Below are 22989 nucleotides of genomic sequence, written 5' to 3'. Positions count from 1 at the left end.
AAATAAAAGGAAGTGAATTCCATGATCAATATCATCATTTTATTGGCGATTCTCGGTTATAGTGCGTGGGTGCTGGTACGATTTTTGCGAAAAAGCCGTCAAGGCGCCTGTGCGGGGTGTTCGTCGAGCAAGTCATGTCCGGGTTGTACAGCCAGCTCTATGCATGAAGATTATGCGAAAATCAAGAAAAGTATTTAATTCCAACTCATCATCACATGAAAAGCGGCTTCGGGGGTTTCTTACACCCGAAGCCGCTTCTTATTTACGCTTAAAGCTCACCGTATTCAGCGATACACTGCCAAATGCTCATTTAGCTCTCGCGTGTGCAAGTAAACTTCACGATACAGCTCGTATAGACCTTCATACTGTGCCACACGGTCCGGGTTCGGCGAATATCTCGCTGCTTCACGCAGAAATGCTTCAGCACACGCTTGCAGAGATTCAAACCAGCCACTACCATAAGCAGCCAGCATGGCCGCCCCCAAGGCAGGTCCCTGCTCGCTTTCCAGCTTGATGATATCCGCGTTAAAAATATCTGCCTGCATTTGCAGCCATGCCTCATTACGCGCACCGCCGCCGATGGAAATCACTTCATTCACCGTTTTGCCCGTCCCTCTAAGAATATCTATAGATTCCTTGAGCGAAAACGTTATTCCTTCCAGTACCGCTCGTGTAAAATGCGCAAGCTTATGTCCCGCATCCATCCCGATAAAGCTGCCTCGAATGGTTGCATCCGGATGAGGTGTACGTTCGCCAACGATATAAGGCGTGAACAGCAGCCCTTGGCTGCCCGGCTCAATAGAATTCACATCTGCCAATAGTGCATCAAAAGAATGCTCTGGTGCAAAGGTATCCTTAAACCAAGTCAAGCTGTATCCGGCCGCGAGCGTAACCCCCATAATATAATAAGCATCCTGCTCACTATGATTAAAAAAATGCGCCCGCCCCTGCACATCAATATCCTTGCGTTCCTCATAGGAAAGTACAACCCCTGAGGTGCCGATGCTGCACAGGGTGCGGCCTTCGCTCAAAATGCCGGCGCCAATCGCGCCACATGCGTTGTCCGCACCACCTGCAAAGACCTTCGTTTCAGGTGAAAGCCCGCTCTGCTCCGCAATCTCCGGCAAGAGCGTACCCGTCTGATCAAAGGATTCCACCAGCGGCGGGAACAGCGACAACGGTAGATCAAACGCGGCAGCGATCTCTTCGCTCCACTGCTTGTTCGCAATATCCAGCAGCAGCGTGCCCGCCGCATCCGAATACTCCGTCGCCAGCTCTCCTGTCAGACAGTAGCGCACATAATCCTTGGGTAGCATAAAATGTGCCGCACGGGCCAGCACGTCTGGCTCATGCTCCTGCACCCACAGCAGCTTGGGCAGCGTGAAGCCTTCCAGCGCGCGATTACGTGCGATATTCAGCAGGTCCGACCCGAGCTGTTCTTCAATACGACGGCATTGTGCTGTCGTACGCGTGTCATTCCACAGAATAGCCGGACGAAGCACTTGGCCTTCCTTGTCAGTCAGCACAAGCCCGTGCATCTGTCCCGAAAAGCTAATACCATCTACGGCATCTGTGCCGCCGATTCCGGCCTTCTCCACAAGCTGTTTCAGTGATGCTAACGTGCCACTGACCCAGTCCTCAGGATGCTGTTCGCTATATCCTGCCTTCGGCTGATGGAGTGGATAAGACTGGGAGGTTTCATAAGCCACCTGACCCTTGAGGTTAACCAGCACCGTTTTGACCGCGCTGGTACCCAAATCTACGCCGATGACATAGCGTTCCTGCTCCTGATTTAGCTTCTCCTGCATCGGAGTTCCTCCTTCCCTGTTATCGTGTATTCCTTATTTTATATATGCTTAGTCAGCCAAAATGTATTGATTTAATGTTGCTTTCAGATATTCCTGGCGACCGGATACGTTTTTACGTGGTGTTTCGTTCGCCAGAGCATATTCAGCCAGAGAAGCAAGCGTTGCTTTTCCGGATACGATGTCTGCTCCAATACCTTCTTTAAAGCTGCTGTAGCGCTTCTCAATAAAGTCCTCAAACACACGATCCTCGATCAGTTTGGCAGCTACCTTCAGCCCCTTCGCATACGTATCCATACCTGCGATGTGCGCGAGGAACAAGTCTTCTGGCTCAAACGATGCTCTGCGTACCTTGGCATCAAAGTTGATACCACCACGGCCCAAGCCTTCATTTTGCAGCACTTCATACATCGTCAGGGTCGCATCATACAGATCAACCGGGAATTCGTCCGTATCCCAGCCCAGCAGCAAATCTCCCTGATTTGCATCCAGTGATCCCAGCATGCCGTTAATCCGTGCTACACGCACTTCATGATCAAAAGTATGACCCGCCAAGGTGGCATGATTAGCTTCCAGATTAAGCTTGAAATGTTGATCCAGATCATATTTTTGCAGGAAAGCAATCGTCGTCGCAGCATCAAAATCATACTGATGCTTCGTTGGCTCCTTCGGTTTTGGCTCAATCAGGAACTGAGCGTCAAAGCCAATTTCACGCGCATAGTCTACGGCCATATGGAACATACGTCCCAAATTGTCCTGCTCCAGCTTCAAATCCGTGTTCAGCAGTGTTTCGTAGCCTTCACGGCCTCCCCAGAAAACATAGTTATCTGCGCCCAGACGTTTGCCCACTTCCAGTCCTTTTTTAATCTGAGCAGCTGCGTGTGCGTATACATCTGCATTGCAAGTCGAGGCAGCACCATGCAAATAACGTGGATGGCTAAACATGTTCGCCGTGTTCCACAGCAGTTTTTTCCCCGTAGCTTTCATATGGTCCTCAATCAGATCCACGATGGTATCCAGATTGCTGTAAAATTCCTTCAATGACGCGCCTTCCGGTGCAATATCCACATCGTGGAAAGCGAAATAAGGTAAATTCAGCTTATCCAGCAGTTCAAAGGCAGCTTCCACACGTGCCTTCGCCAAATCCAGCCCGGTAAACTTGGACCATGGACGTTCCGCTGTTTCTACACCAAAAGGATCGGAGCCGCCTGCAACCAGTGTATGCCAGTAGGCCATGCTAAAACGTAAATGCTCCTCCATCGTTTTTCCCGCTACAATTTCCTGTGGATTATAAAATTTGAACGCAAAAGGATTGTCGGATTGCTTGCCCTCAAAGTTAATTTTAGATACCTGTTCGAAATAAGCCATTATAAGTTCCTCCTTTATAGTAAACGTTTACAAAAACGATTCTAGCACAGCCAAAAGACTTTGTCTATTGCTTAAACTAAGTTTGTTTTTATGATATAATATCAGGAATTACACCAACAGGAAGTGAATGAACCATGAATGTCACTGGCGATCAGGCGCTTGTCAAAAAGCTGAATAAATCCATTGTGCTGGAGCGTATTCGCCTTCATGCTCCGCTATCCCGGGCACAGTTATCCAGTCAAACTGGATTAAACAAGGCAACCGTTTCCAATCTGGTGGCAGAGCTCATTACCGATGGATTGGTGTATGAGACAGGATTAGGAGAATCCAGCGGTGGGCGTAAGCCTTTAATGCTGCTGTTCAATAGCCGTGCAGGCTTTGTACTCGGTATTGAGGTCAGCGTACAGTACATCAAGGGCGCTCTGACCGATCTGGCAGGTACCATTGAAACGGAGCTTACCTTTTCTCTAACCCAGCATGATCCCGCCTTTGTTATGGAACAGATTCGAAAGCTCGTTCAGGAGCTTATGCAGGTCACTCCTCCCTCCCCTCATGGTATTGTCGGCATTGGACTGGGGGTACCGGGTATGGTGGATGAGACCGGAACCGTGCTGTTCGCACCCAATCTGGGCTGGGAAGGGGTTCCGCTGCGGCAGCAGCTTGAGGCCGAGCTAGGTCTGCCCGTCGTAGTGGATAACGAAGCTAACGTCGGCGCACAGGGCGAGTTGTACTATGGTATGGACGGCGATCACCGACAGCAGGTGCGGGATCTGGTCTACATCAGTGCAGGGTCCGGGATCGGGGCCGGGATTATCATTGATGGCAAACCGTATCAAGGAGCTTGGGGGTACGCCGGAGAGACGGGTCATATGACTATTGATTGGAACGGACGACTCTGCTCCTGCGGTAGTCGCGGTTGCTGGGAGCTCTATGCTTCAGAGAAGGCGTATGTAGCATCCACATTGAAACTACCTGCACATAATACAGCGGAATTACTGCCGTTTGCTCAGCAAGGTGAAGTAAGTACATTAAGCGTCCTTGATGATATTGGGCGATATTTGGGTGTGGGTATTACCAACATTGTGAACAGCCTCAACCCCGGAATGCTTATCATCGGCGGTCCACTGGCGGAAGCCAGACCTTGGTTGGAGCAAAGTATGCGTGATGTGATTGACGAACGTGCCCTGCCCTATCATCGTCGGCAACTACAGATTCGTTTCTCCACGCTTGGCAGCCGTTCGACGATGCTAGGTGCCGCCTATGCGGCAACCGCTCCTTTTCTCGGGCGAGTACGTGTGTCCTTATAAGTAAAAAGGCACCCATTGCAGTATTAGCTGCGATGGGTGCCTTTTCTTAACCATATAACGATCATAGGACCGTCGTCTGCTGTTAGATTGGATTAAGCGTTCAACACTTTTTCAAACTTGGTTTTGTTCATACCGGAAATACGTTCTTCCCCGATCAAAGTCAATGGAACGGCACGAATACCCATATCCCAAACCTCTTGCGCATAAGCTTCATTCGTTTCGATGTTGCGTTCTTCGTACTCTACGCCTTTTTCACTCAAGTAGCTCTTTACTTGACGGCAATGCGGGCAGTTTGTAGATGTGTATACGATTGCTTTTTCCATGAATATCACCTCATCATTTATTTTGTTACATCATATTTATTCATATTTCCAAGAATCATTACAGAGCCAGTGCGCTGTGCTCCAAGCTTTCGATGTACTTCTCGCTGTCCATAGCAGCCATGCAGCCACTTCCTGCTGCGGTAATTGCTTGTCTGTAGCGAGTATCCTGTACGTCACCACAAGCGAATACGCCAGGCACGTTTGTTTCGGAAGTCCCCGGATTTACGACGATATAACCGTTCGCATCCGTTTTAATTTGCCCCTCGAGGAAGCCTGTATTCGGATGATGACCAATCGCCACGAATACGCCGCTAACCGTAATAACTTCCTCTTCACCTGTTGCATTATTCAGCACTTTCAAGCCAGTGACTCCGTTCTCGTCCGCAATCACTTCTACAGGAGTACGATTAAGTGCCCATTCAATTTTGTTGTTCGCACGAGCACGATCCTGCATAATTTTGGAGGCGCGCATTTCTTCACGACGATGCACCAACGTTACTTTAGAGGCAAAACGAGTCAGGAAATTGGCTTCTTCCAATGCAGAGTCTCCGCCGCCGATGACAACAATTTCTTTGCCACGGAAAAAGAAGCCGTCGCATGTTGCGCAAGTGCTTACGCCACGTCCGATATTATCCTGTTCACCGGGAATACCCAGGTACTTGGCAGTCGCTCCTGTGGAAATAATCAGCGTATCGGTAACCAGTTCACCCAAACCCTCTACATCCAAAGTAAATGGACGAGCAGTTGTGTCTACTTTGTTTACCCAGCCTGTGCGGAATTCAGCGCCAAAACGCTCCGCTTGCTTACGCATATTATCCATCAAATCGGGTCCCATGATTCCTTCAGGAAAACCTGGGAAATTTTCAACTTCCGTAGTCGTAGTTAATTGTCCGCCTGGCTGTGGTCCTTCGATCACCAGTGGGCTCATGTTAGCGCGTGCCAGATAAATTGCAGCGGTCAAACCGGCAGGGCCGGTACCTATAATAATGGACTTGTACATATCTTGGTTCCTCCTAAAATATCATAAGTATTATATAACGAGTTTTCGGAACCGGGCGCTGGGCAACTGCATATACTGTAAAAGTAATTCCGCCAGAAGCTTATCCCAAAATGTGGACACCCGGATATTACAAAAACGAATCACTTGTTTTGTAGCTTTTTATGACTTAGACTGATTCTAAATCCTAATTTCATTATGCGGAAATAGCTGTAAACAGTCAAATGAAGTTTTCATGAAGCGAAGCTTAAAGATAAATCAGGTATGGAGGGATTATCCCGATTATGAATGACGTTTTTGTAGGTAGCTTTATTTCTGCCCTGTCCACTGGACTCGGCGCCGTGCCCATACTGTTTATGCGTAATATCACGCATCGGCTTCGCGATGTTCTGTTGGCTTATGCCGCAGGAATTATGACCTCTGCCTCCGTGTATAACCTCATTCCCGAAGCGATCCAGCATTCCAATTGGTTCGTGCTGACTGCGGGAATTCTGCTCGGCTGCCTCGTATTACTGGTGATGGAGATGTACATTCCCCATGCGGATTTGGAGGACCCAGATTCCAAGACCTTTCAACTGGAGTCCAAATCTTTTCTCATTATCGCAGCTATTACATTGCACAATTTACCGGAAGGACTCTCTGTTGGGGTCAGCTATGCGAGTGAGACTCACAATCTCGGCAATCTGATCGCCTTCTCTATCGGCCTGCAAAATGCCCCGGAAGGCTTTATCGTAGCACTATTCCTTGTGAATCAAAACATCGGCCGTTTTAAGGCCTTGGGCATTGCTACCCTCACCGGAGCTGTGGAAATCATTACGAGTCTGATCGGCTTTTATTTGAGTAGCTGGGTGAACGGACTGGTACCTTACGGCCTTGCTTTTGCCGCCGGAGCCATGATGTTTATCGTCTACAAGGAACTGATTCCCGAGAGTCACGGGGATGGCAACCAGCGGATCGCCACATTCTCTTTTATTCTCGGCTTAATTACGATGATTGGGCTAACCGAATGGCTATAGCCGAGCAACACAAAAAGGCTGCCTTCTGCCTGTAATCCAGACAGATAAGCAGCCTTTTTGGCGTGTTCACATGGAGATACCTCATTTTTTTTTGGTTCATGGAGCGCAATGCTTCACGATACTGTTCGTCCTCACTTTTGTGAGTCTCCTTCTCTCCATTGGATATTGGGGAACGTCTATCCTTTCCTTCGTCCTTTATGGCAAAACCACGTAAAGCCGCACGATAATCCTGATCTCCGTAAGCATCTTTGATATTCTCGCGATCCTTTTCTACCTTCTTATCCGTCTGGATATCAGGCGCCTTATGTTGTTCCTCCGCATGATGTTCTTCGACGTCGATATCCTTAGGAGGCATGTCTTGCGTAGGATCTATCCATTCACGCGCCTCGGGTTCCACCTGTTCAGGATAAGGACGTTTGCTTCTTTGCCGTGAGTCCTCTTCGGTAGAGCGAGTCTTGGAAGAGGACTTGCGCGTCATCTTCGTATTAAATACCAGCAAAAAAATAAAGGCAACCGCAGCTACTACGATAAAAGCAATGGTCATCGGTAGCCTCCTATTCTCTTTCAGCGCTACGGTACCGTCCCGCTATTTCAGCAACCCGTTTGCCCAAAGAGCGGCCTAGTGCAAGATCATTACCCGTTGGAAGATTAGGTGGTCCATTGGGGTCAGTCTCCACCGGACATGTTATCCCTACGCCGTAATAGGAGCCGTATAATGCATTTTCCGTAATATTGGCGGGCAGTCCTACAATAATCATGCCTTGATGAAGCATTGGAGTAATCAAATTCAGAAGTGTGGATTCCAATCCACCATGAACGGTAGCGGTTGTGCAAAACACAGCGCCGATTTTGTCCACCAGCTTGCCCTGCGCCCACAGATACCCCAGCTTATCAATCCAGCTTTTCAGACCGCTGCTGATCGTACCAAAATGCCCCGGACAACCCCATAGGATCGCATCCACACTCACTAGCTCATTCACATCGGCCTCATTTACATGCTTTAACAACACTTCCGTGTGCTCAAGGTGTGCTCCTTCTGCAATTGAGCGTGCGAGACGTTCGGTATGCCCATTTTCACTGTCATATACAATCATGATTCTGGTCGTCGTCATTATGCGCATCATCCTTTGTCAGCAAAATCATCCTTTTCGCATGCGCTCTTAACCTTGCCCAAAATCCATCTGAATATTATGAATCGTTTGACGCATACTTTGAAAATCCAAGAACTAGGGAGGCATATTACACATGAATTCACGCGCCATATTAGTCAACCTGTTAGTTATTATTATTATTCTGGCAGGAGGTGGAGCCGCCGCCTATTACTACAATCAATCCGCCAACTACATAAAAACCGATAATGCCCAAGTGAGTGGACAAGCGGTTACCGTTGCCTCTCCAGGCGCTGGCAAGCTCACAGGCTGGAATGCTGAAGTTGGTAAAACCTACACCGCTGGAAGCACACTGGGTAATGTAGAAGGAGGCGGAAGCCGAATTAGCGTTACGATTCCAACCGATGGTACCATCGTGCAGCAATCTGCGGTCAACAACTCAATTGTTGGGGCAGGCACGCCTTTAGCGAAGGCTTTTGATCTAAACAATTTATGGATTACCGCCAATATAGACGAAACGGCTGTACAGGATCTTCAGGTAGGACAGACGGTTGATGTATATATTGATGCTTACCCGGATACGTCCCTGAGCGGTAAACTCGAAAAAATCGGCCTGGCAACCGCATCGACTTTTTCATTACTGCCCACTTCCAATACCACTGCCAACTATACCAAGGTGACGCAGGTCGTGCCTGTCAATATTTCCATTCAAGGTTACAAGGGGCTGGGTATTATCCCGGGAATGAGTGCGACTATCAGAGTTCACAAGTAGGAGGCTGTCATGGATCAAAAAATGTCCGTCGGACGTATTCTGTCCGTGCTGCTGCTAGGCGCCTTCATTTCGATTTTGAATCAAACGTTACTTAACGTGGCCATTCCACACTTGATGAATGATTTCAATGTGTCTGCCACAACCGTTCAATGGCTTTCCACCGGATATATGCTAACCAACGGGATTTTGATTCCTATCACTGCTTTTCTGATTGAGTCCTTCGGAACACGTGCGCTGTTCATCTCCGCGATGGGGTTATTTACTGCCGGGTCTGTCGTCTGTGCTGCCAGTACCGGCTTTGCGCCTATGCTGGTTGGACGTGTTATCCAGGCCAGCGGAGCAGGCATCATCATGCCTGTGGTGATGAACGTGTTCCTGACTGTGTTTCCTCCAGAAAAACGGGGCGCTGCCATGGGTACTATGGGAATCGCCATGATGTTTGCCCCGGCGATTGGACCGACTTTATCCGGCTATATTGTAGAGCATTACAGCTGGCGGCTGCTATTTTTACTCGTTATTCCGCTGGCAATCATTGATATTCTGTTTGCCATACGCTGGCTCAAAAATGTATCCAAGCTAACGAAACCAAACTTTGACCTGCTGGGAACCGTCTTTTCCACCCTTGGGTTTGGCTTCCTGCTGTATGGCTTTAGTTCAGCTGGGGACAAAGGCTGGGGTAGCAATACAGTAATACTCACACTCGCTGCCGGGATTGTGTTTATTGTATTGTTTATCGTGCGCGAGCTGAACATGCTACAGCCGATGCTGGAGTTCCGTGTGTTTAAATATGATATTTTTACTGTATCAACCTTAGTCGGGGCTACCGTCAACATGACGATGTTTGGCGGTATGCTGCTGCTGCCAATCTATTTGCAAAATATACGCGGCTTTACACCGTTGCAATCCGGTCTGCTGCTGTTGCCGGGTGCACTGCTGATGGGTGTGATGTCACCCATATCAGGGGCAGTATTTGACCGTATAGGCGCAAGGCCGTTGGCGATCATTGGGCTGATCATTACGGCAGTCACGACATGGGAGTTCAGTCTGCTAACCGACGCCACCACCTACGGACATATTATGATCATCTATACGATTCGCAGCTTCGGAATGTCACTGCTGATGATGTCCGTCCAGACGGAAGGGCTAAACCAGTTGCCTCCCCATCTCGGTAGCCATGGTACAGCCATGTCCAATACAGTACGGCAAATTGCCGGGTCTATCGGTACCGCTTGGCTCATTACTGTAATGAGCAGCCGGACCACGATTCATGTAGCGGATTATGCGAATGTCGCTACCACCGCCAATGTTCCTTTAACCGAAGGGGTAGCACAGTTGGGACAAACCCTCGCGCAAACGGCGGGTATTTCAACAGAAAGTGGTTCATCGTTGGCGCTACAACAGGTGTACCGAAATGCTGTTACGGAATCGACGATCCATGGCATTAATGATGCCTTTATCATTGCTACAGGGATTGCGCTGGCAGGGCTATTGTTTTCCTTGTTCTTACGACGGTCTACGCCACGCCGAAGATAGACGTACAGCGTTGCGAGGCTGCAAAAGAAGGAGCATTCACCCCTTGGATTTTAAGAGGTTTGAATGCTCCTTCCTGTTTATAAACTTCTGATTATTAGCCCTATGACCGTAATAAGCGCAGGCCATTCAAAATAACCAGTAATGTGCTACCTTCATGCCCAATAACCCCAAATGGCAGGGCTATATCTTGCACAAAGTTGCTGATCACAAGCAGCAAAATGACACTTACCGCAAAGATCATATTTTGTTTAACCACCCGCTGCGCCTTGCGGGCCAGTGCTACCGTCGGAGCAATCTCCTCGATTCCATCGTTCATCAGCACAACGTCTGCGACCTCCAGTGCGGCTCCGCTGCCGTGCATCCCCATGCCTAGTCCTACGGTTGCCGCTGTCAATGCAGGGGCGTCGTTCACACCGTCGCCGACCATGACGACATGCCCGTATTGCTCCCGCAGCATGCGAATATGGCTGACTTTGTCCTCCGGCATTAAGCCAGCATACACGGCGTCAACTCCGGCCTGCGCCGCGATCACAGCGGCCGTTTCTGGACGGTCCCCGGTTAGCATGACAACCCGGATACCCTGCGCTTGCAGTCGTTTCACGGACTCTTGGGCCTGCGGACGCAGCTCGTCGCGTAGTGCCAGCATTCCGGCAATCCGATCATTCGCGAGGATGATGGATACGGTTTTGCCCTCAGCTTCCAGCCGGGCCCGACTCTCCATCCACTTTGGCTCTGCCAGAGAACCAGGTTCATCCAGTACATTTGTACGCCCAATTTTCCACTTCACCCCACCTATGATGCCTTCCATTCCCCATCCGGTGAGTGCCTGCACTTCTTCGGTTGGAAGAAGATCTCTCTGTCCCAAATCAGCTTCGGCTTTGGCTACAATCGCTCGCGCCAGTGGATGCAAAGAATAGCTTTCAATTGTGGCGACCATATGCAATAACTCATCGGCATCGTATTCTGCGGCGGTAATCCAATCCGTGACGACAGGTGACCCCATCGTTAACGTGCCTGTTTTGTCAAAAGCAACAACAGAAGTCAATGCCATATTCTCCACATGTGCACCACCTTTGAACAGGATGCCCCGTCGGGCACGGTTGGAAATGGCCGATAGCATTACTGGCATAATGGATGATACGAGCGCACAGGGGGAGGCCACGACGAGGAACACCATAGCCTTGTAAAACGCTGCTGCCCACGTCCAGCCTAATGCTATGGGTGCACCGGCAATGACGATCAGCGTGACAGCAACAACAATTCGAGCGTACACCGATTCGAACGTTTTAATAAAACGCTGGGAATCAGGAACTTCGGTCTGAGCCTCTTCCACCATACGAATGATTTTCGAAAATAAAGTGTTCTCTGAGGACTGACTAACCTCCACATATAGCACCCCTTCTCCATTAATGGTGCCCGCATATACCTCGTCACCTTCCACCTTATTTACCGGAATAGATTCACCGGTAATCGATGCCTGATTCACTGCCGAAACGCCCTTAGAGATTCGGCCGTCCGCCGGAATCAGTTCGCCCGGCTTCACCAGCAGCAGGTCGCCTGGCAACAGCTGCTCAATGCCGACCGTTTCGGTCCCCTCGCGAGACAAGCGCAAAGCCGTTTCCGGCTTCAACGCCATAAGCTCAGAAATATCCTTACTACTACGCTCGGTGGTATAGCTCTCCAGCGCACCGCTGAGTGCAAAAATAAAGATCAGCATGGCTCCTTCATTCCAATAGCCAATGGCCGCAGCTCCTAGGGAGGCAGCAATCATGAGCAGGTTAACATCCAGATCATGTTCTCGGATCAGTGTTTCGACTCCTTCCCTGGCTTTGGACCAGCCCCCAAGGGCATAGGACACCACATACAGAATGACCGATAGCCATTGCCACCAATGTGAGACTCCCCATGCCATCAACATCAGCAATCCACTACCTAGAGCAGCTTGCATCTCCTTGTTTTTCAGCATACTTTTAAGCTGAAATTGCGGCTTACGATTCGGACCGGGTCGTCCGCTGCCACTGTTTTTTGAAAGGGTTCGGTTAGAGGGAGACAATGTATCTTGTAATCGTTGAACAGCTTGCATCATGTCACGTTCCTTTCCATATTTTGTTCCTTGTACTAGCATCTCATTGAGAATGATATCCATTGTTAAGTGCCCTAAAATAGCACATGCTGCTTCGGGAAGCCCGAAGCAGCATGTTTAGCAAATGAGAATGATAATCATTTTTGCGTCTATACAATTATTTTGGTTTAGAGAAACTTTTGTTTTATTATATACCTTTTCTTTTCCACTTGTAAACCAGCAATGGTCTAAATAAAAAAAGATACCCGCGCAAACACCGCAGGTATCCTCCATATTTAGAGCATCCGATTCAGGATTTACAAAAATCGATTCCAGTCGCTCCAAAGTGTAATATATAGACGAACTAGGCCATTTCGATCTATATTTTGTTCTTTGAAAATCGCTTATTGGATTTTTGCAAAATCCTCTATTACATGAATTCAGGTTATCTTCAGGCTAAAGGAAACTTCCACGCATGGTTGTGTGCAGCCCCAGAAGTGCGCTGACGATCTGCGGGCTGTTGCAGTCCCAAACGCGCAGCTGCAAGGCGTGCGGCGGGAACTGCTGTGTCCGGGCAAATGACCCCCGTCAGCTCATTCTCCCAGATCGAAATCCCATCCAGAGACTGGTTAATTTCATCTATTGCTACCCATAAAGGAAGCTCGGGCTTTACACGTCGAACAGCTTCCATTATGCATTTTATCGTATCACTAGTATTCTCATGACCATCGACACCGGGTGGAATCAACTGATCCTCAGTCCTAATATCATCGGATGGAGTTGGTATGACTTCTAAAATGACCGTATCGGCAAAACGTGTCAGATCTGCAGCTTGAGCCACCTGCTTGATATGTCGTGCACCCACTTTGGATATGTTATTGGGGTTGGCTGACTCCTCCGACCGTGCGGCTTCCTTGTTCCATGTTGGGCTTATGTTAGGCACCAAAGACGGGGCAACTGTCAAAAGCACGCCTACCCGATATGGAATGCACCGAAGACGTCCGCATAAGGTCTGCTCCGCAACGCCGTCAATCCAGTCTCGGGTTGCCCGGAATTCGTCCACGTCAGCCGGATTGCGTACCATAATCTCCAGCTTGGGTTCTCCCCCCTGCCGCACGCTCCGCAACGCCGCACGCAGTAATGCCTCCAGCTGCATATCTTGCAAGCTGCCAATACCCACTGCATTGTTCTGCTCCATTAGGGCAACAGTGAGTGGCGATCCGTTCAGAGACTCGAATAAGCCTTCATACTCTGTTTCCAGCAAGCTGATAATCCGGCGGGACAAATGCTCACACAATCCAGGCAGGCCAGATGCCTGGTTAAAGGTTTTGTACGTGTCAGATGCACGAGAGCCGGGAATAAGGATGGGGTCGGGCTCCCCGTCAGGGGCATGAATCGTCTGTCCAGACTCAGCTACGTCCAGATAGGCATAGCATAATTCCCCAACGCGGCCAGAGGCCTGTGACAAGGGGCCATGCAGAAGACTATAACCGTCGAAACTGCCTATTTCTGATGCTGTCTCTGTACTTATACGACTCATACTTGTAGGAGCATCGGCATAAATCCGTATGAAGGTACGTCTGTATTCATCGCTCCATTTTAGGAGTGTACCCATTGCTTGCCCAATATCGTTGCCGCTATTCAGCATCGTTTCCCCAAGTAATTCGGGATTCGCAGCCATCAAAGCCTCCGCTCGGCTGATTACGCCCTGCTCAGCTAAACCAACCAGCCAGCCCAACGGATCTTCCCCCTGCGTAGCAGATACTTCATGGCTGCCTGCCCTTAGCGTCTCCATAGCCAACCTCTGTGCAGCAGTCTCCATAACCGACTCTGGATCTTTGAGATCCCGGCTGTTTTTGCCGCCCAACAGCTCTGCGAATACATGCATCAGTTTAGCCTCCATGCTATTAATCCATCCTTTCTTCCGTCAGCAAGTTGGCACACACGAATTTGAGTACCCCTCCAAATAAGGAAAACGCTTACTCATAATGGAGCAACCGAATCTTACATGGGCCTTACTTGTAAAGCCCCTACCTTAACGTATTAGGCACGCCACGCATTTATACATCTGGGCACAGCTCCCCTACAACCCACAAGTAATCTCTATACTGCTGGTACAAGACCACTCGAAAAAGGAACCTATAAAATAAACACCCCCGGTTTTCACAGGATGCCTACATCCGATGTTAACCCGGGGGTGTTTATTTTTTACTCGTAAGAACGAACCTTCAATACACGCATCACATTCAATACGGCTAGCAATGTTACACCTACATCGGAAAATACAGCCTCCCACATCGTAGCAATACCGAATGCTCCCAGCGTAAGAAACACAGCTTTGACACCTAATGCAAAAATGATGTTTTGCCATACGATACGACGTGTGCGCTTGGCGATATGGATGGCCGTAACCAGCCTTGAAGGCTCGTCGTTCATGATTACGATATCTGCCGCCTCAATCGCAGCGTCCGAACCCAAGCCACCCATCGCTACACCGACATCGGCCAGCGCCAGTACGGGTGTATCATTGATTCCATCGCCCACGAACAAAATTTTGTCGCTCGTTTTTTTACTTGCAGACAACTGCTCGATGGCTTCGGCTTTGTGCTGAGGTAACAGCTCTGCCCTTACTTCATCCAAACCCAGCTGTCGTCCTACAGCCTCGGCAACTGTCCGATTGTCACCCGTCAGCATGATGGTTTTCACCACACCCAACTTTTTCAGTGAAGTAACCGTTTGGGCTGCGTCTTCCTTAACCTCATCTGAAATCAGAATGCACCCGGCATACGTTCCGTCTACCGCCACATGTACGACCGTTCCTTCATCCAGCGTCCCTGCTTGCTGCGCCACGTTAAAAGCAACATGTTCCCGCTCCATCAGCTTGGCGTTCCCGGCCGATACCAGACGACCATCTATTTGTGCCTGAATCCCGTGACCGGATATTTCACTATACTGCTGAACCCGTTCTGCTCTGAGTTCTTTACCGTAGGATTCACGCAAAGATGCAGCAATAGGATGTGTCGAATGCAGCTCCGCCAAAGCGGCGGTTTCGAGCAGGGTTTCGTTTGTAAAATCCCCGGCAGGATAAATCCCTGTTACACGGAAAACACCTTTGGTGAGTGTGCCTGTTTTATCAAAAACAGCGTATTTCACATGATTCAGAGCTTCAAGATAATTCCCGCCCTTGATCAGAATACCTGAACGGGAGGCTGCCCCGATTCCCCCAAAGAAGCCCAATGGAATAGATACTACCAGCGCACATGGACAAGAAATAACGAGGAAAACAAGCGCACGGTACACCCAATCTGCAAATTGTGCACCTGGCACAACAAGCGGTGGAACAACCGCCAACAACAGCGCTACAATAACCACTACGGGAGTATAGTATCTGGAAAATTTCGTGATAAACTTTTCAGTCGGCGCTTTTTTGGCACTCGCATTTTGCACTAATTCCAAAATTTTAGAGACCGCGGATTCACTAAACTCTTTGCTAACCTCTACCGTTAGAAGTCCGTTCGTATTGATAAATCCACTCAACACGCTACTTCCTGGCTCCACAGTACGAGGCACCGATTCACCAGTCAACGCAGAGGTATCCACATGCGATTTACCATCTACAACTTTACCGTCCAGTGGGATCTTCTCGCCTGGCTTAATCACAATCAAATCCCCAATGCGAACGTCTTCTGGAGACACTCTCCGTACGGACTCAGCCGTCTTCAGGTTCGCATAGTCCGGTCTAATATCCATCAGATCACTGATGGACTTACGTGAACGGTTAACTGCGATGCCTTGAAACAGCTCTCCGATTTGATAAAAGAACATGACAGCTACGCCTTCCGGGTATTCCCCAATCGCAAATGCACCAACAGTAGCCAGCGTCATCAGGAAGTATTCGTCAAAGGCCATTCCACGTACCAAACTGCGTGCAGCCTGCAAGACAACATCACCGCCAACGATGATATATGCCAGTAAAAATAAGGCCAGCTTGCCTACACCTTCAACAGGTAACCACCAGGCAACAGCCGCAACGACCGCACCAATAGCCAAACGCGCAATCATGCGGCGCATACCGTCCGTACCATGATCATGCGTATGCCCAGCGTGGCTATCATCTCCAAGCGAATGTGAATGAGCATGGGTGGATTCACCATGTTTGTGCTCTGCATGGTGGTTGTGATGCTCGTGTGTATGCCCTTCACCTTCATCATTATGCTCATGACCGCATGCACAATCCTCTACGCTATCTGATTGTACTGCACCAGCATGGCTTCGACTGTCTTCATGTAGGTGGCCCCGGGCACTTTTTACCACCATCCGAACATGTGGCTCAAGTCTATGAACCTTCCGTTCCGTCTGGCGAAAAACCTCTTCTTTTTGATCCGAACTTGTGGTCATCGTCAACGTTTTCGTAACAAAATTGACCGAGCAATCCATGACCCCTTCTATTTTACTGACTCCATTTTCAATCTTGAGCGCACAGTTGGCGCAATCCAAACCTTCCAAAATCCATTCATGCCGTTCCGTTCTTTTTAGAGCATCCATAATCATTGGCCTCCAATTAACTATATATGAGCAACTGTTCATATATTATTTATTAAGGTCATTATATTCAGGATCAGGGTCAAAAGTCAATGACATCTAGCCCTTTTTAACAAAAAAATCGACTTCAACGGACAAACGCCAAAAGAGCGCCAATCGCTTGGCGCCCTCTGTTGTTTTATCCCAAAAGATTATTGATGTGATATGTGTTGATGGGTTTGCAAAAAGATCTGCTCCACATGATTATCATCCAGTGAATAAAACACCGTTTTGCCTTCTTTGCGTCGTTTGACAATACGCAGGTTGCGCAAATAACGAAGCTGGTGGGATACCGCAGATTGTCCCATATTGAGCACCTGGGTCAGATCATGAACACACAGTTCTTTTTGTGCCAGGGCATAAATCAGCTTGATTCGTGTCGGGTCACCCAAAGCTTTAAACAGCTCCGACATTTTGTATGCGATGGAATCCTCAACAAGGGAAGATTTTATGCGCTCGATTTCCTGATCTGAACCGTGACAAGCCGGCTCGCAATCCAAAGCTTCCGTTTCAGAATTCATCCTTTTCACCCCGTGTATTTCGACTTGATGCTCCTATTATAGCAAATTCGTAGAGTTTACGAATAGCTTATATTACAGCTTGCCCTGTAACAGAAGACTTCCAAGTCTCAAATGCTTGCCTAACGCTATAGCTTTACAGTACATAAAGCTTAATTCAGCGTCTTTAATACTTCATCACTGTAAGGAATAATTTCTTCTATTTGTTGATCACGTAACTTCACCGCAAACGCTGGATCAACCAGCAAAGCACGTCCAACCGCAACCAGATCAGCTTCCTCTCGTTCTACTTGCCCCACGAGTTGTTCTAATCTTGCCTCTACACTACTGGATTGTTCGGTTTGACGATTATTATTTTTTTCAAAATCACTCAAAAACGCCTTCTCCAAGCCAATGGAGCCTACAGTAATAACTGGCTTACCTGTTATCTTTTTCGTCCAAGCTGCCAGGTTTAGATCGGACCCTTCAAATTCCGGTTCCCAAAAACGGCGGCTTGAGCAATGGAATACATCCACTCCTGCCTTCACTAATGGAGCGAGAAACTGTTCAAGTTCCTGAGGTGTCTGTGCCAGCTTTTCTTCATAGTGGTACATCTTCCACTGGGAGAATCGCAGTATAATTGGGAAATCCGGCCCTACTGCACGACGACAAGCCTCAATGACCTCCACCGCAAACCGAGTACGCTGGACCAGATTGCCTCCATATTGATCGGTACGCTTATTCGTTTTGTCCCAGAAAAACTGATCAATTAAATAGCCATGTGCTCCATGGAGCTCAATACCGTCAAAACCCACTCGCTGGGCATCGGCAGCGGCCTGAGCATAGGCTGCGATAATATCAGCAATCTCGGTCTCGGTCAACGGCTCAACTACCTTTTCACCGGCAGGAGAAATACCGGACGGACCGACAGGCAATGCCTCGGGATTCGGTTGGTTATCCGCACCTATTTGGCGAGCTGTACCCACATGCCAGAGCTGCGGTATAATCTTGCCACCTACCGCATGAACCTCCTCGACTACCTTGGCCCACCCCTTTAATCCCTCACCATAAAAATTAGGAATGCTGGTGTGCTCTACAGCTGCGGGATGATTAATAGCAGTTCCCTCCGTAATAATCAAACCAACCGCATTTTCTGCACGCCGACGATAATACATCACCACGTCAGGCCCTGGGATACCTTGAGGAGAAAAATTTCGTGTCATTGGCGCCATAACAATCCGATTGGGAAGAGTTAAATTACCTGCCTTAAAAGGTTTAAACAGTAATTCTGTGTTCATTACTTTTCCCTCCGCTCTCCACTAGTATTATCGTTTTCACTCTACTGTTATACAATTCCATTTTACACATATGTAAACTTGAGTTCAAGAAGCCACAGTTTTAATTTTAATAAGCAACACAAAAAAAGAAGAAGCGGTTCTAAGTCCGCTCCTTCTTTCCTAATTAGTTTGTACTTGTGTGATTTTTAGTGTGCTACCATGTTGTATTCCATAATCCATACTGAACCACCAACGACGGTCAACAGGATCACTACACCAAGAATCAAGGTCATAACATTCCAACGTGGTCCATTGCTTTCACGGATGTGCATGAAGAAGAAAAGCTGAACCAGAAATTGCAGCACTGCCGCGGCTAAAATAACAACCATGGTCGAAGTGCGGCTCAACATATGATTCATCACCACGAAGAGAGGAATGATGGTCAGTACGATGGACAGAATAAACCCGATAACATAGGATTTCACTGAACCGTGAGAATCATCATGACCATGCGAACCCGCTCCTGATTGATGCTGTGCCATCTACATCACCCCCATCAAATAGACGACTGTCAGCAAGAAGATCCAGACAGCGTCCAAAAAGTGCCAGTACAAGCTCAATGCCGAAACTTTCCCCTTCGTCTCTGGTGTAAGCCCGCGTTTTTTCAACTGGAACATGAGTCCAATCATCCAAACCAGACCTAACGAAACGTGAAGTCCGTGCGTTCCGACTAGAGTGAAGAATGCCGACAAGAACGCACTGGTTCCAAAATTGGCTCCTTCGTGTACCATTTCAACAAACTCGTAAACTTCAAAACCGATAAAACCAAGACCCAGGATCGCTGTTACGATTAACCAGCTGATTAATCCCTTCATGCTTCCTTTGTTCATAGCCAACACAGCCAGACCACTTGTGAAGCTGCTCGTGAGCAAGAGGAACGTTTCAATAATAACGCCCGTCATGTTAAACAGCTCTGCGCCACCTGGTCCTCCGGCCGTGTTATTCCGAAGGACAACGAAGGTTGCGAACAAGGTACTGAACAGGATTACGTCCGTTACGAGGAAGATCCAAAAACCAAGCATCTTCAGCTCTTGCGGATCGTGATGCCCGTGGTCATGATCATGGCTGTGATGTGCTGCAGCTTGTGCCATTATACAGACCCCCTTATTGCCGCTTCCGTGCGTTTTACTTCATCCGCAGGGATATAGTAGTCGCCATCGTAGGAGAAGAACGAACGGCAAATCATACAAATTGCCACACCGATCAGCCCTGGAATATAGAAGAACGACCATCCGAATACGAACCCGAAACCTGCAATGAAAAAGAATACCGACATAATGAATGGAATCGCCGAGTTTTTCGGCATATGAATCGCTTCAATTGGCGGTTGCTTTCTGAAAATACCTTTTGCACGTTTATCTTTTTCTGCCCACCAGTCATCACGTTCTTCTACTTGTGGAATGGTAGCAAAATTGTATTCCGGTGCAGGTGAAGGTATCGACCATTCCAACGTATGGCCACCCCAAGGGTCGCCTGTTGTATCCTTCAGCTTGCGGTAATTCTTGATGCCCAGAAGAATTTGAAGAACCTGGAACAAGAACCCAATCCCCATCAGGAATGCCCCAACGGTCGAAACGAGGTTAAGCGGCTGCCAGCCGGTATCCCAGCCATAAGTGCTCAGACGACGCGTCATACCCATCAGACCGAGAGAATATTGTGGAATAAAACATACATAGAAACCGATGTTCCAGAACCAGAAAGCCCATTTACCAGGCGTTTCAGGCAATGTGAAACCGAACATTTTAGGCCACCAATAGTACAGACCTGCCAAGTAACCAAACACTACACCACCAATCAGAGCGGAGTGAAAGTGAGCGATCAAGAAGTAACTGTTATGGAACTGGAAGTCAGCAGGCGCTACAGACAACATGACGCCCGTCAAACCAGCAATCAAGAAGTTCGGAATAAAAGCAATTGACCACATCATAGGGGTCTTGAATGTAATCTTACCCCGATACATCGTGAACAGCCAGTTAAATACTTTAACCCCTGTCGGTATAGCGATAACCATCGTCGAAATCGCAAAGAATGCATTAACATCTGCGCCTGATCCCATCGTGAAGAAGTGATGCGCCCAGGTGAAGAAGGACAGGATCGCAATCATGAACATAGCGTAAACCATGGATTTGTAGCCAAACAATTTCTTTTTGGAGAATACACTGATGACCTCGGAATAAATACCGAAGGCAGGCAAAACTACAATGTATACCTCAGGGTGACCCCACATCCAGATCAAGTTGATATACATCATCGGGTTACCGCCGAAATCAAGCGTAAAGAAGTGTCCTCCTCCAAAGCGGTCAAGGAACAGCAATGCCAAAGTAACCGTCAGAATCGGGAATGCGAAAATGATAATAACACATGACGAAAATACGGACCACGTAAAGACAGGCATTTTCATCCAAGTCATACCAGGTGCACGCATTTTAATAATGGTCACAATAAAGTTGATCCCCGTAGCCAATGAACCTATACCAGAAATCTGAATACCCCAGATATAGAAGTTCTGACCGACGCCAGGACTAAATTGCAGTTCTGAAAGCGGTGGATAACTCAACCACCCTGCATCTGGCGAACCGCCGATAACAAAGGACAAGTTGAACAACATCGCTCCCATAAAGAAAAGCCAAAAGCTCAATGCGTTCAGGAAAGGAAACGCAACGTCGCGCGCACCAATTTGAAGGGGTACGGCGATATTAAACAAACCAAACATCAACGGCATCGCCATAAACAGGATCATGATCGTGCCGTGAGTTGTGAAAATCTGATTGTAATGCTCAGGATGCAGAAGTGTCACATCCGGTGTAGCCAGTTGAACACGCATCAATAATGCATCCACGCCTCCGCGGAATAACATCAAGATGGCCGCAAGAATATACATAATACCGACTTTTTTATGGTCAACAGTAGTCAACCAGTTTTTCCAAAGCCAGCCCCATTTTTTGAAATAAGTGAGCACAAACACGATCCCGATCGTCGCTAATGCGATGGAGACGTCCGCTCCATAGATCATTGGGTCTCCAGTAACGAAGAAAGTGGATGCAAACTCTTTTATTTTGTCAAGCATTGGGGGCCTCCTTCCTTATAATCATTTAATTGTGTCCGCTCATATTCATATGACTCATGTCCATTCCAGCATGATCTTCTGTGCCGGACTTGGTTGAATCTTCTGTGGATGTAGCTCCGCCATGTCCAGCATGGGGGTTAGGAGCCCCTTCCACTACATACTTGTTGACAATCTCTTTGAACAAGCCATCTGGAATCGAAGAATACTCATCAGGCTGGGACAAACCTGGTTTTGCAAGCGCCAAATAGCCGTCTTTCGTCAGCGGCTTAGACTGCTTCTTGATGTCAGCGACCCAGTTTTTATACTCTTCATCCGACTGGACCTCTACATCAAAACGCATTTGTCCAAAATGCTCACCGCTAAAGTTTGCACCCGAACCAAAGTAAGTTCCTTCGTGATCGGCCTGCAAATGCAGTTTCATAGCCATGCCTGACATGGTGTAGATTTGTCCGCCCAATTGCGGAATCCAGAACGAGTTCATCGGTGCGTCAGCAGTCAGTTCAAAACGGACTGGAACACCTTTAGGAATGTGAACTTGGTTAACTGTAGCTATACCTTCCTCTGGGTACATAAAGAGCCATTTCCAGTCCAGTGAAGTCACTTGAATGGTTACTGGCTTTTGCGTACTTGCCAACGGCTTGGAAGGCTCCAGCAAGTAGGTATATCTTGCAGTAATAACCGCAATAATACAGATAACGATAATTGGAATAGCCCACCATGTGGTCTCCAGCTTTTTGCTGTCATCCCAGTGGGGTTGGTACTTCACCTTGTTTGTCGGTGTATCACGATACCGCCAAATGATGAAGAAAGTCAAAATCATGACCGGTACAATTATTAGCGCAGACAATGCCGTTGTAAGAATGATCAGCTCTTTTTGTGCTTGCCCAATGGGTCCTTTCGGATCGAAAACAACGTATTTTCCGCCAGCATAAAAACACGTCCAAATGAGCAATGCTACCGTGAGCACGGTCAAAACCAACGCAATAATCGCTTTTGGTTTTTTGTTCATGTTGTTCCCCTCTCCTTAAATAATAAATTACTCAAAACTTAACGAACTCCTGTAATGTTGCCCCTATATAAGATAGCAGAAAAGCGGCCACTTTTTTTATTGTTAACAGAATTGTCGATTATTTGTCCGATTTTTGTGAAAAATATCTCTAAAAATAAAATTTCTCTTGCAAATTCAAAATATATTATAATTCAAAGATGACATAT

Annotated in this window: 20 protein-coding genes; 5 read left to right on the top strand and 15 right to left on the bottom strand. The window is 48.0% G+C overall.

The features are described from left to right. The first annotated feature begins 21 nt into the window (after positions 1 to 21). Positions 22 to 198 (top strand): FeoB-associated Cys-rich membrane protein, encoded by a 177-nt coding sequence (locus ACWA2B_RS17205; protein WP_318628079.1) that lies wholly within the window; start codon positions 22 to 24, stop codon positions 196 to 198. 86 nt (positions 199 to 284) lie between these two features. On the opposite strand, the gene xylB is transcribed toward ACWA2B_RS17205, so the two are convergent. Both xylB and xylA read right to left on the bottom strand, forming a co-directional pair. Further along, positions 285 to 1808: a xylulokinase gene (xylB, locus tag ACWA2B_RS17200; RefSeq protein WP_449292451.1), complete on the bottom strand. Its 1524-nt coding sequence runs from the start codon at positions 1806 to 1808 to the stop codon at positions 285 to 287. A 48-nt stretch (positions 1809 to 1856) separates the two neighbouring features. Then, on the bottom strand, positions 1857 to 3173 hold the full coding sequence (gene xylA / locus ACWA2B_RS17195; protein ID WP_039273722.1) for a xylose isomerase: 1317 nt from the start codon (positions 3171 to 3173) through the stop codon (positions 1857 to 1859). A gap of 134 nt (positions 3174 to 3307) precedes the next feature. Here xylA and ACWA2B_RS17190 point away from each other — a divergent pair, with 134 nt between their 5' ends. Beyond that, positions 3308 to 4480: an ROK family transcriptional regulator gene (locus ACWA2B_RS17190; RefSeq protein ID WP_340886384.1), complete on the top strand. Its 1173-nt coding sequence runs from the start codon at positions 3308 to 3310 to the stop codon at positions 4478 to 4480. Positions 4481 to 4572: 92 nt separating this feature from the next. On the opposite strand, the gene ACWA2B_RS17185 is transcribed toward ACWA2B_RS17190, so the two are convergent. Together ACWA2B_RS17185 and trxB are read right to left on the bottom strand one after the other, a co-directional pair. Further along, complete coding sequence (locus ACWA2B_RS17185) at positions 4573 to 4803, bottom strand: glutaredoxin family protein (protein ID WP_069012164.1); 231 nt, start codon at positions 4801 to 4803, stop codon at positions 4573 to 4575. A gap of 58 nt (positions 4804 to 4861) precedes the next feature. After that, positions 4862 to 5803, bottom strand: a complete 942-nt coding sequence (gene trxB, locus ACWA2B_RS17180; RefSeq protein WP_340886386.1) for a thioredoxin-disulfide reductase — start codon at positions 5801 to 5803, stop codon at positions 4862 to 4864. A gap of 281 nt (positions 5804 to 6084) precedes the next feature. Here trxB and ACWA2B_RS17175 point away from each other — a divergent pair, with 281 nt between their 5' ends. Then, the gene (locus tag ACWA2B_RS17175; RefSeq protein ID WP_013311970.1) at positions 6085 to 6816 is read left to right on the top strand and encodes a ZIP family metal transporter; all 732 of its coding nucleotides are present in this window, start codon (positions 6085 to 6087) and stop codon (positions 6814 to 6816) included. On the opposite strand, the gene ACWA2B_RS17170 is transcribed toward ACWA2B_RS17175, so the two are convergent. Then, positions 6785 to 7360 carry a hypothetical protein gene (locus ACWA2B_RS17170; RefSeq protein WP_449292450.1) on the bottom strand — a complete coding sequence of 192 codons (576 nt, stop codon included), beginning with the start codon at positions 7358 to 7360 and terminating at the stop codon, positions 6785 to 6787. The two genes, ACWA2B_RS17175 and ACWA2B_RS17170, sit on opposite strands and share 32 nt — an antisense overlap. Before the next feature lie 10 nt (positions 7361 to 7370). Further along, positions 7371 to 7928 carry an NAD(P)H-dependent oxidoreductase gene (locus ACWA2B_RS17165; protein ID WP_029519219.1) on the bottom strand — a complete coding sequence of 186 codons (558 nt, stop codon included), beginning with the start codon at positions 7926 to 7928 and terminating at the stop codon, positions 7371 to 7373. A gap of 133 nt (positions 7929 to 8061) precedes the next feature. Between ACWA2B_RS17165 and ACWA2B_RS17160 the strand changes: the two genes are divergently transcribed. Together ACWA2B_RS17160 and ACWA2B_RS17155 are read left to right on the top strand one after the other, a co-directional pair. Beyond that, positions 8062 to 8697, top strand: a complete 636-nt coding sequence (locus ACWA2B_RS17160; protein WP_025724158.1) for an HlyD family secretion protein — start codon at positions 8062 to 8064, stop codon at positions 8695 to 8697. A 9-nt stretch (positions 8698 to 8706) separates the two neighbouring features. Further along, positions 8707 to 10230 carry a DHA2 family efflux MFS transporter permease subunit gene (locus tag ACWA2B_RS17155; RefSeq protein ID WP_449292449.1) on the top strand — a complete coding sequence of 508 codons (1524 nt, stop codon included), beginning with the start codon at positions 8707 to 8709 and terminating at the stop codon, positions 10228 to 10230. 100 nt (positions 10231 to 10330) lie between these two features. Here the strand turns inward: ACWA2B_RS17155 and ACWA2B_RS17150 are convergent, their stop codons facing one another. The 9 genes from ACWA2B_RS17150 to cyoA all read right to left on the bottom strand — a co-directional run bounded on the left by ACWA2B_RS17150 (position 10331) and on the right by cyoA (position 22783). Beyond that, on the bottom strand, positions 10331 to 12313 hold the full coding sequence (locus ACWA2B_RS17150) for a heavy metal translocating P-type ATPase (RefSeq protein WP_049817084.1): 1983 nt from the start codon (positions 12311 to 12313) through the stop codon (positions 10331 to 10333). A 430-nt stretch (positions 12314 to 12743) separates the two neighbouring features. Continuing rightward, positions 12744 to 14195 carry an aldolase/citrate lyase/malate synthase family protein gene (locus ACWA2B_RS17145; protein ID WP_029519225.1) on the bottom strand — a complete coding sequence of 484 codons (1452 nt, stop codon included), beginning with the start codon at positions 14193 to 14195 and terminating at the stop codon, positions 12744 to 12746. A gap of 305 nt (positions 14196 to 14500) precedes the next feature. Continuing rightward, entirely contained in the window at positions 14501 to 16837 is a 2337-nt protein-coding gene (locus ACWA2B_RS17140; protein WP_342434481.1) for a heavy metal translocating P-type ATPase, read from the bottom strand. A gap of 188 nt (positions 16838 to 17025) precedes the next feature. Continuing rightward, positions 17026 to 17394, bottom strand: coding sequence for an ArsR/SmtB family transcription factor (locus ACWA2B_RS17135; RefSeq protein WP_007432172.1), 369 nt, complete (start codon positions 17392 to 17394; stop codon positions 17026 to 17028). 149 nt (positions 17395 to 17543) lie between these two features. After that, entirely contained in the window at positions 17544 to 18668 is a 1125-nt protein-coding gene (locus ACWA2B_RS17130) for an NADH:flavin oxidoreductase (RefSeq protein WP_069011661.1), read from the bottom strand. 185 nt (positions 18669 to 18853) lie between these two features. Next, entirely contained in the window at positions 18854 to 19189 is a 336-nt protein-coding gene (cyoD, locus tag ACWA2B_RS17125; protein WP_029519230.1) for a cytochrome o ubiquinol oxidase subunit IV, read from the bottom strand. Continuing rightward, complete coding sequence (gene cyoC / locus ACWA2B_RS17120; RefSeq protein WP_013373104.1) at positions 19190 to 19798, bottom strand: cytochrome o ubiquinol oxidase subunit III; 609 nt, start codon at positions 19796 to 19798, stop codon at positions 19190 to 19192. Further along, entirely contained in the window at positions 19798 to 21774 is a 1977-nt protein-coding gene (locus ACWA2B_RS17115) for a cbb3-type cytochrome c oxidase subunit I (protein WP_025723659.1), read from the bottom strand. Before ACWA2B_RS17115 ends, cyoC begins: the two co-directional genes overlap by 1 nt. A 25-nt stretch (positions 21775 to 21799) precedes the next feature. Next, on the bottom strand, positions 21800 to 22783 hold the full coding sequence (gene cyoA / locus ACWA2B_RS17110) for a ubiquinol oxidase subunit II (RefSeq protein WP_029519232.1): 984 nt from the start codon (positions 22781 to 22783) through the stop codon (positions 21800 to 21802). Positions 22784 to 22989 lie beyond the last annotated feature (206 nt).

Source organism: Paenibacillus sp. CMM36 (assembly GCF_053570945.1).
This window is presented reverse-complemented; position numbering and strand designations above follow the sequence as displayed.

Bases quoted from the DNA above. Each gene is read 5' to 3' on its own strand.
- ACWA2B_RS17145 (WP_029519225.1), bottom strand. From the start codon at position 14,195: ATGGAGGCTAAACTGATGCATGTATTCGCAGAGCTGTTGGGCGGCAAA.
- cyoC (WP_013373104.1), bottom strand. From the start codon at position 19,798: ATGGCACAAGCTGCAGCACATCACAGCCATGATCATGACCACGGGCAT.
- ACWA2B_RS17135 (WP_007432172.1), bottom strand. From the start codon at position 17,394: ATGAATTCTGAAACGGAAGCTTTGGATTGCGAGCCGGCTTGTCACGGT.
- ACWA2B_RS17175 (WP_013311970.1), top strand. From the start codon at position 6,085: ATGAATGACGTTTTTGTAGGTAGCTTTATTTCTGCCCTGTCCACTGGA.
- xylB (WP_449292451.1), bottom strand. From the start codon at position 1,808: ATGCAGGAGAAGCTAAATCAGGAGCAGGAACGCTATGTCATCGGCGTA.
- xylA (WP_039273722.1), bottom strand. From the start codon at position 3,173: ATGGCTTATTTCGAACAGGTATCTAAAATTAACTTTGAGGGCAAGCAA.
- ACWA2B_RS17150 (WP_049817084.1), bottom strand. From the start codon at position 12,313: ATGCAAGCTGTTCAACGATTACAAGATACATTGTCTCCCTCTAACCGA.
- ACWA2B_RS17165 (WP_029519219.1), bottom strand. From the start codon at position 7,928: ATGACGACGACCAGAATCATGATTGTATATGACAGTGAAAATGGGCAT.
- ACWA2B_RS17160 (WP_025724158.1), top strand. From the start codon at position 8,062: ATGAATTCACGCGCCATATTAGTCAACCTGTTAGTTATTATTATTATT.
- ACWA2B_RS17130 (WP_069011661.1), bottom strand. From the start codon at position 18,668: ATGAACACAGAATTACTGTTTAAACCTTTTAAGGCAGGTAATTTAACT.
- trxB (WP_340886386.1), bottom strand. From the start codon at position 5,803: ATGTACAAGTCCATTATTATAGGTACCGGCCCTGCCGGTTTGACCGCT.
- cyoA (WP_029519232.1), bottom strand. From the start codon at position 22,783: ATGAACAAAAAACCAAAAGCGATTATTGCGTTGGTTTTGACCGTGCTC.
- ACWA2B_RS17115 (WP_025723659.1), bottom strand. From the start codon at position 21,774: ATGCTTGACAAAATAAAAGAGTTTGCATCCACTTTCTTCGTTACTGGA.
- ACWA2B_RS17155 (WP_449292449.1), top strand. From the start codon at position 8,707: ATGGATCAAAAAATGTCCGTCGGACGTATTCTGTCCGTGCTGCTGCTA.
- ACWA2B_RS17185 (WP_069012164.1), bottom strand. From the start codon at position 4,803: ATGGAAAAAGCAATCGTATACACATCTACAAACTGCCCGCATTGCCGT.
- ACWA2B_RS17190 (WP_340886384.1), top strand. From the start codon at position 3,308: ATGAATGTCACTGGCGATCAGGCGCTTGTCAAAAAGCTGAATAAATCC.
- ACWA2B_RS17140 (WP_342434481.1), bottom strand. From the start codon at position 16,837: ATGGATGCTCTAAAAAGAACGGAACGGCATGAATGGATTTTGGAAGGT.
- ACWA2B_RS17170 (WP_449292450.1), bottom strand. From the start codon at position 7,360: ATGACCATTGCTTTTATCGTAGTAGCTGCGGTTGCCTTTATTTTTTTG.
- ACWA2B_RS17205 (WP_318628079.1), top strand. From the start codon at position 22: ATGATCAATATCATCATTTTATTGGCGATTCTCGGTTATAGTGCGTGG.
- cyoD (WP_029519230.1), bottom strand. From the start codon at position 19,189: ATGGCACAGCATCAATCAGGAGCGGGTTCGCATGGTCATGATGATTCT.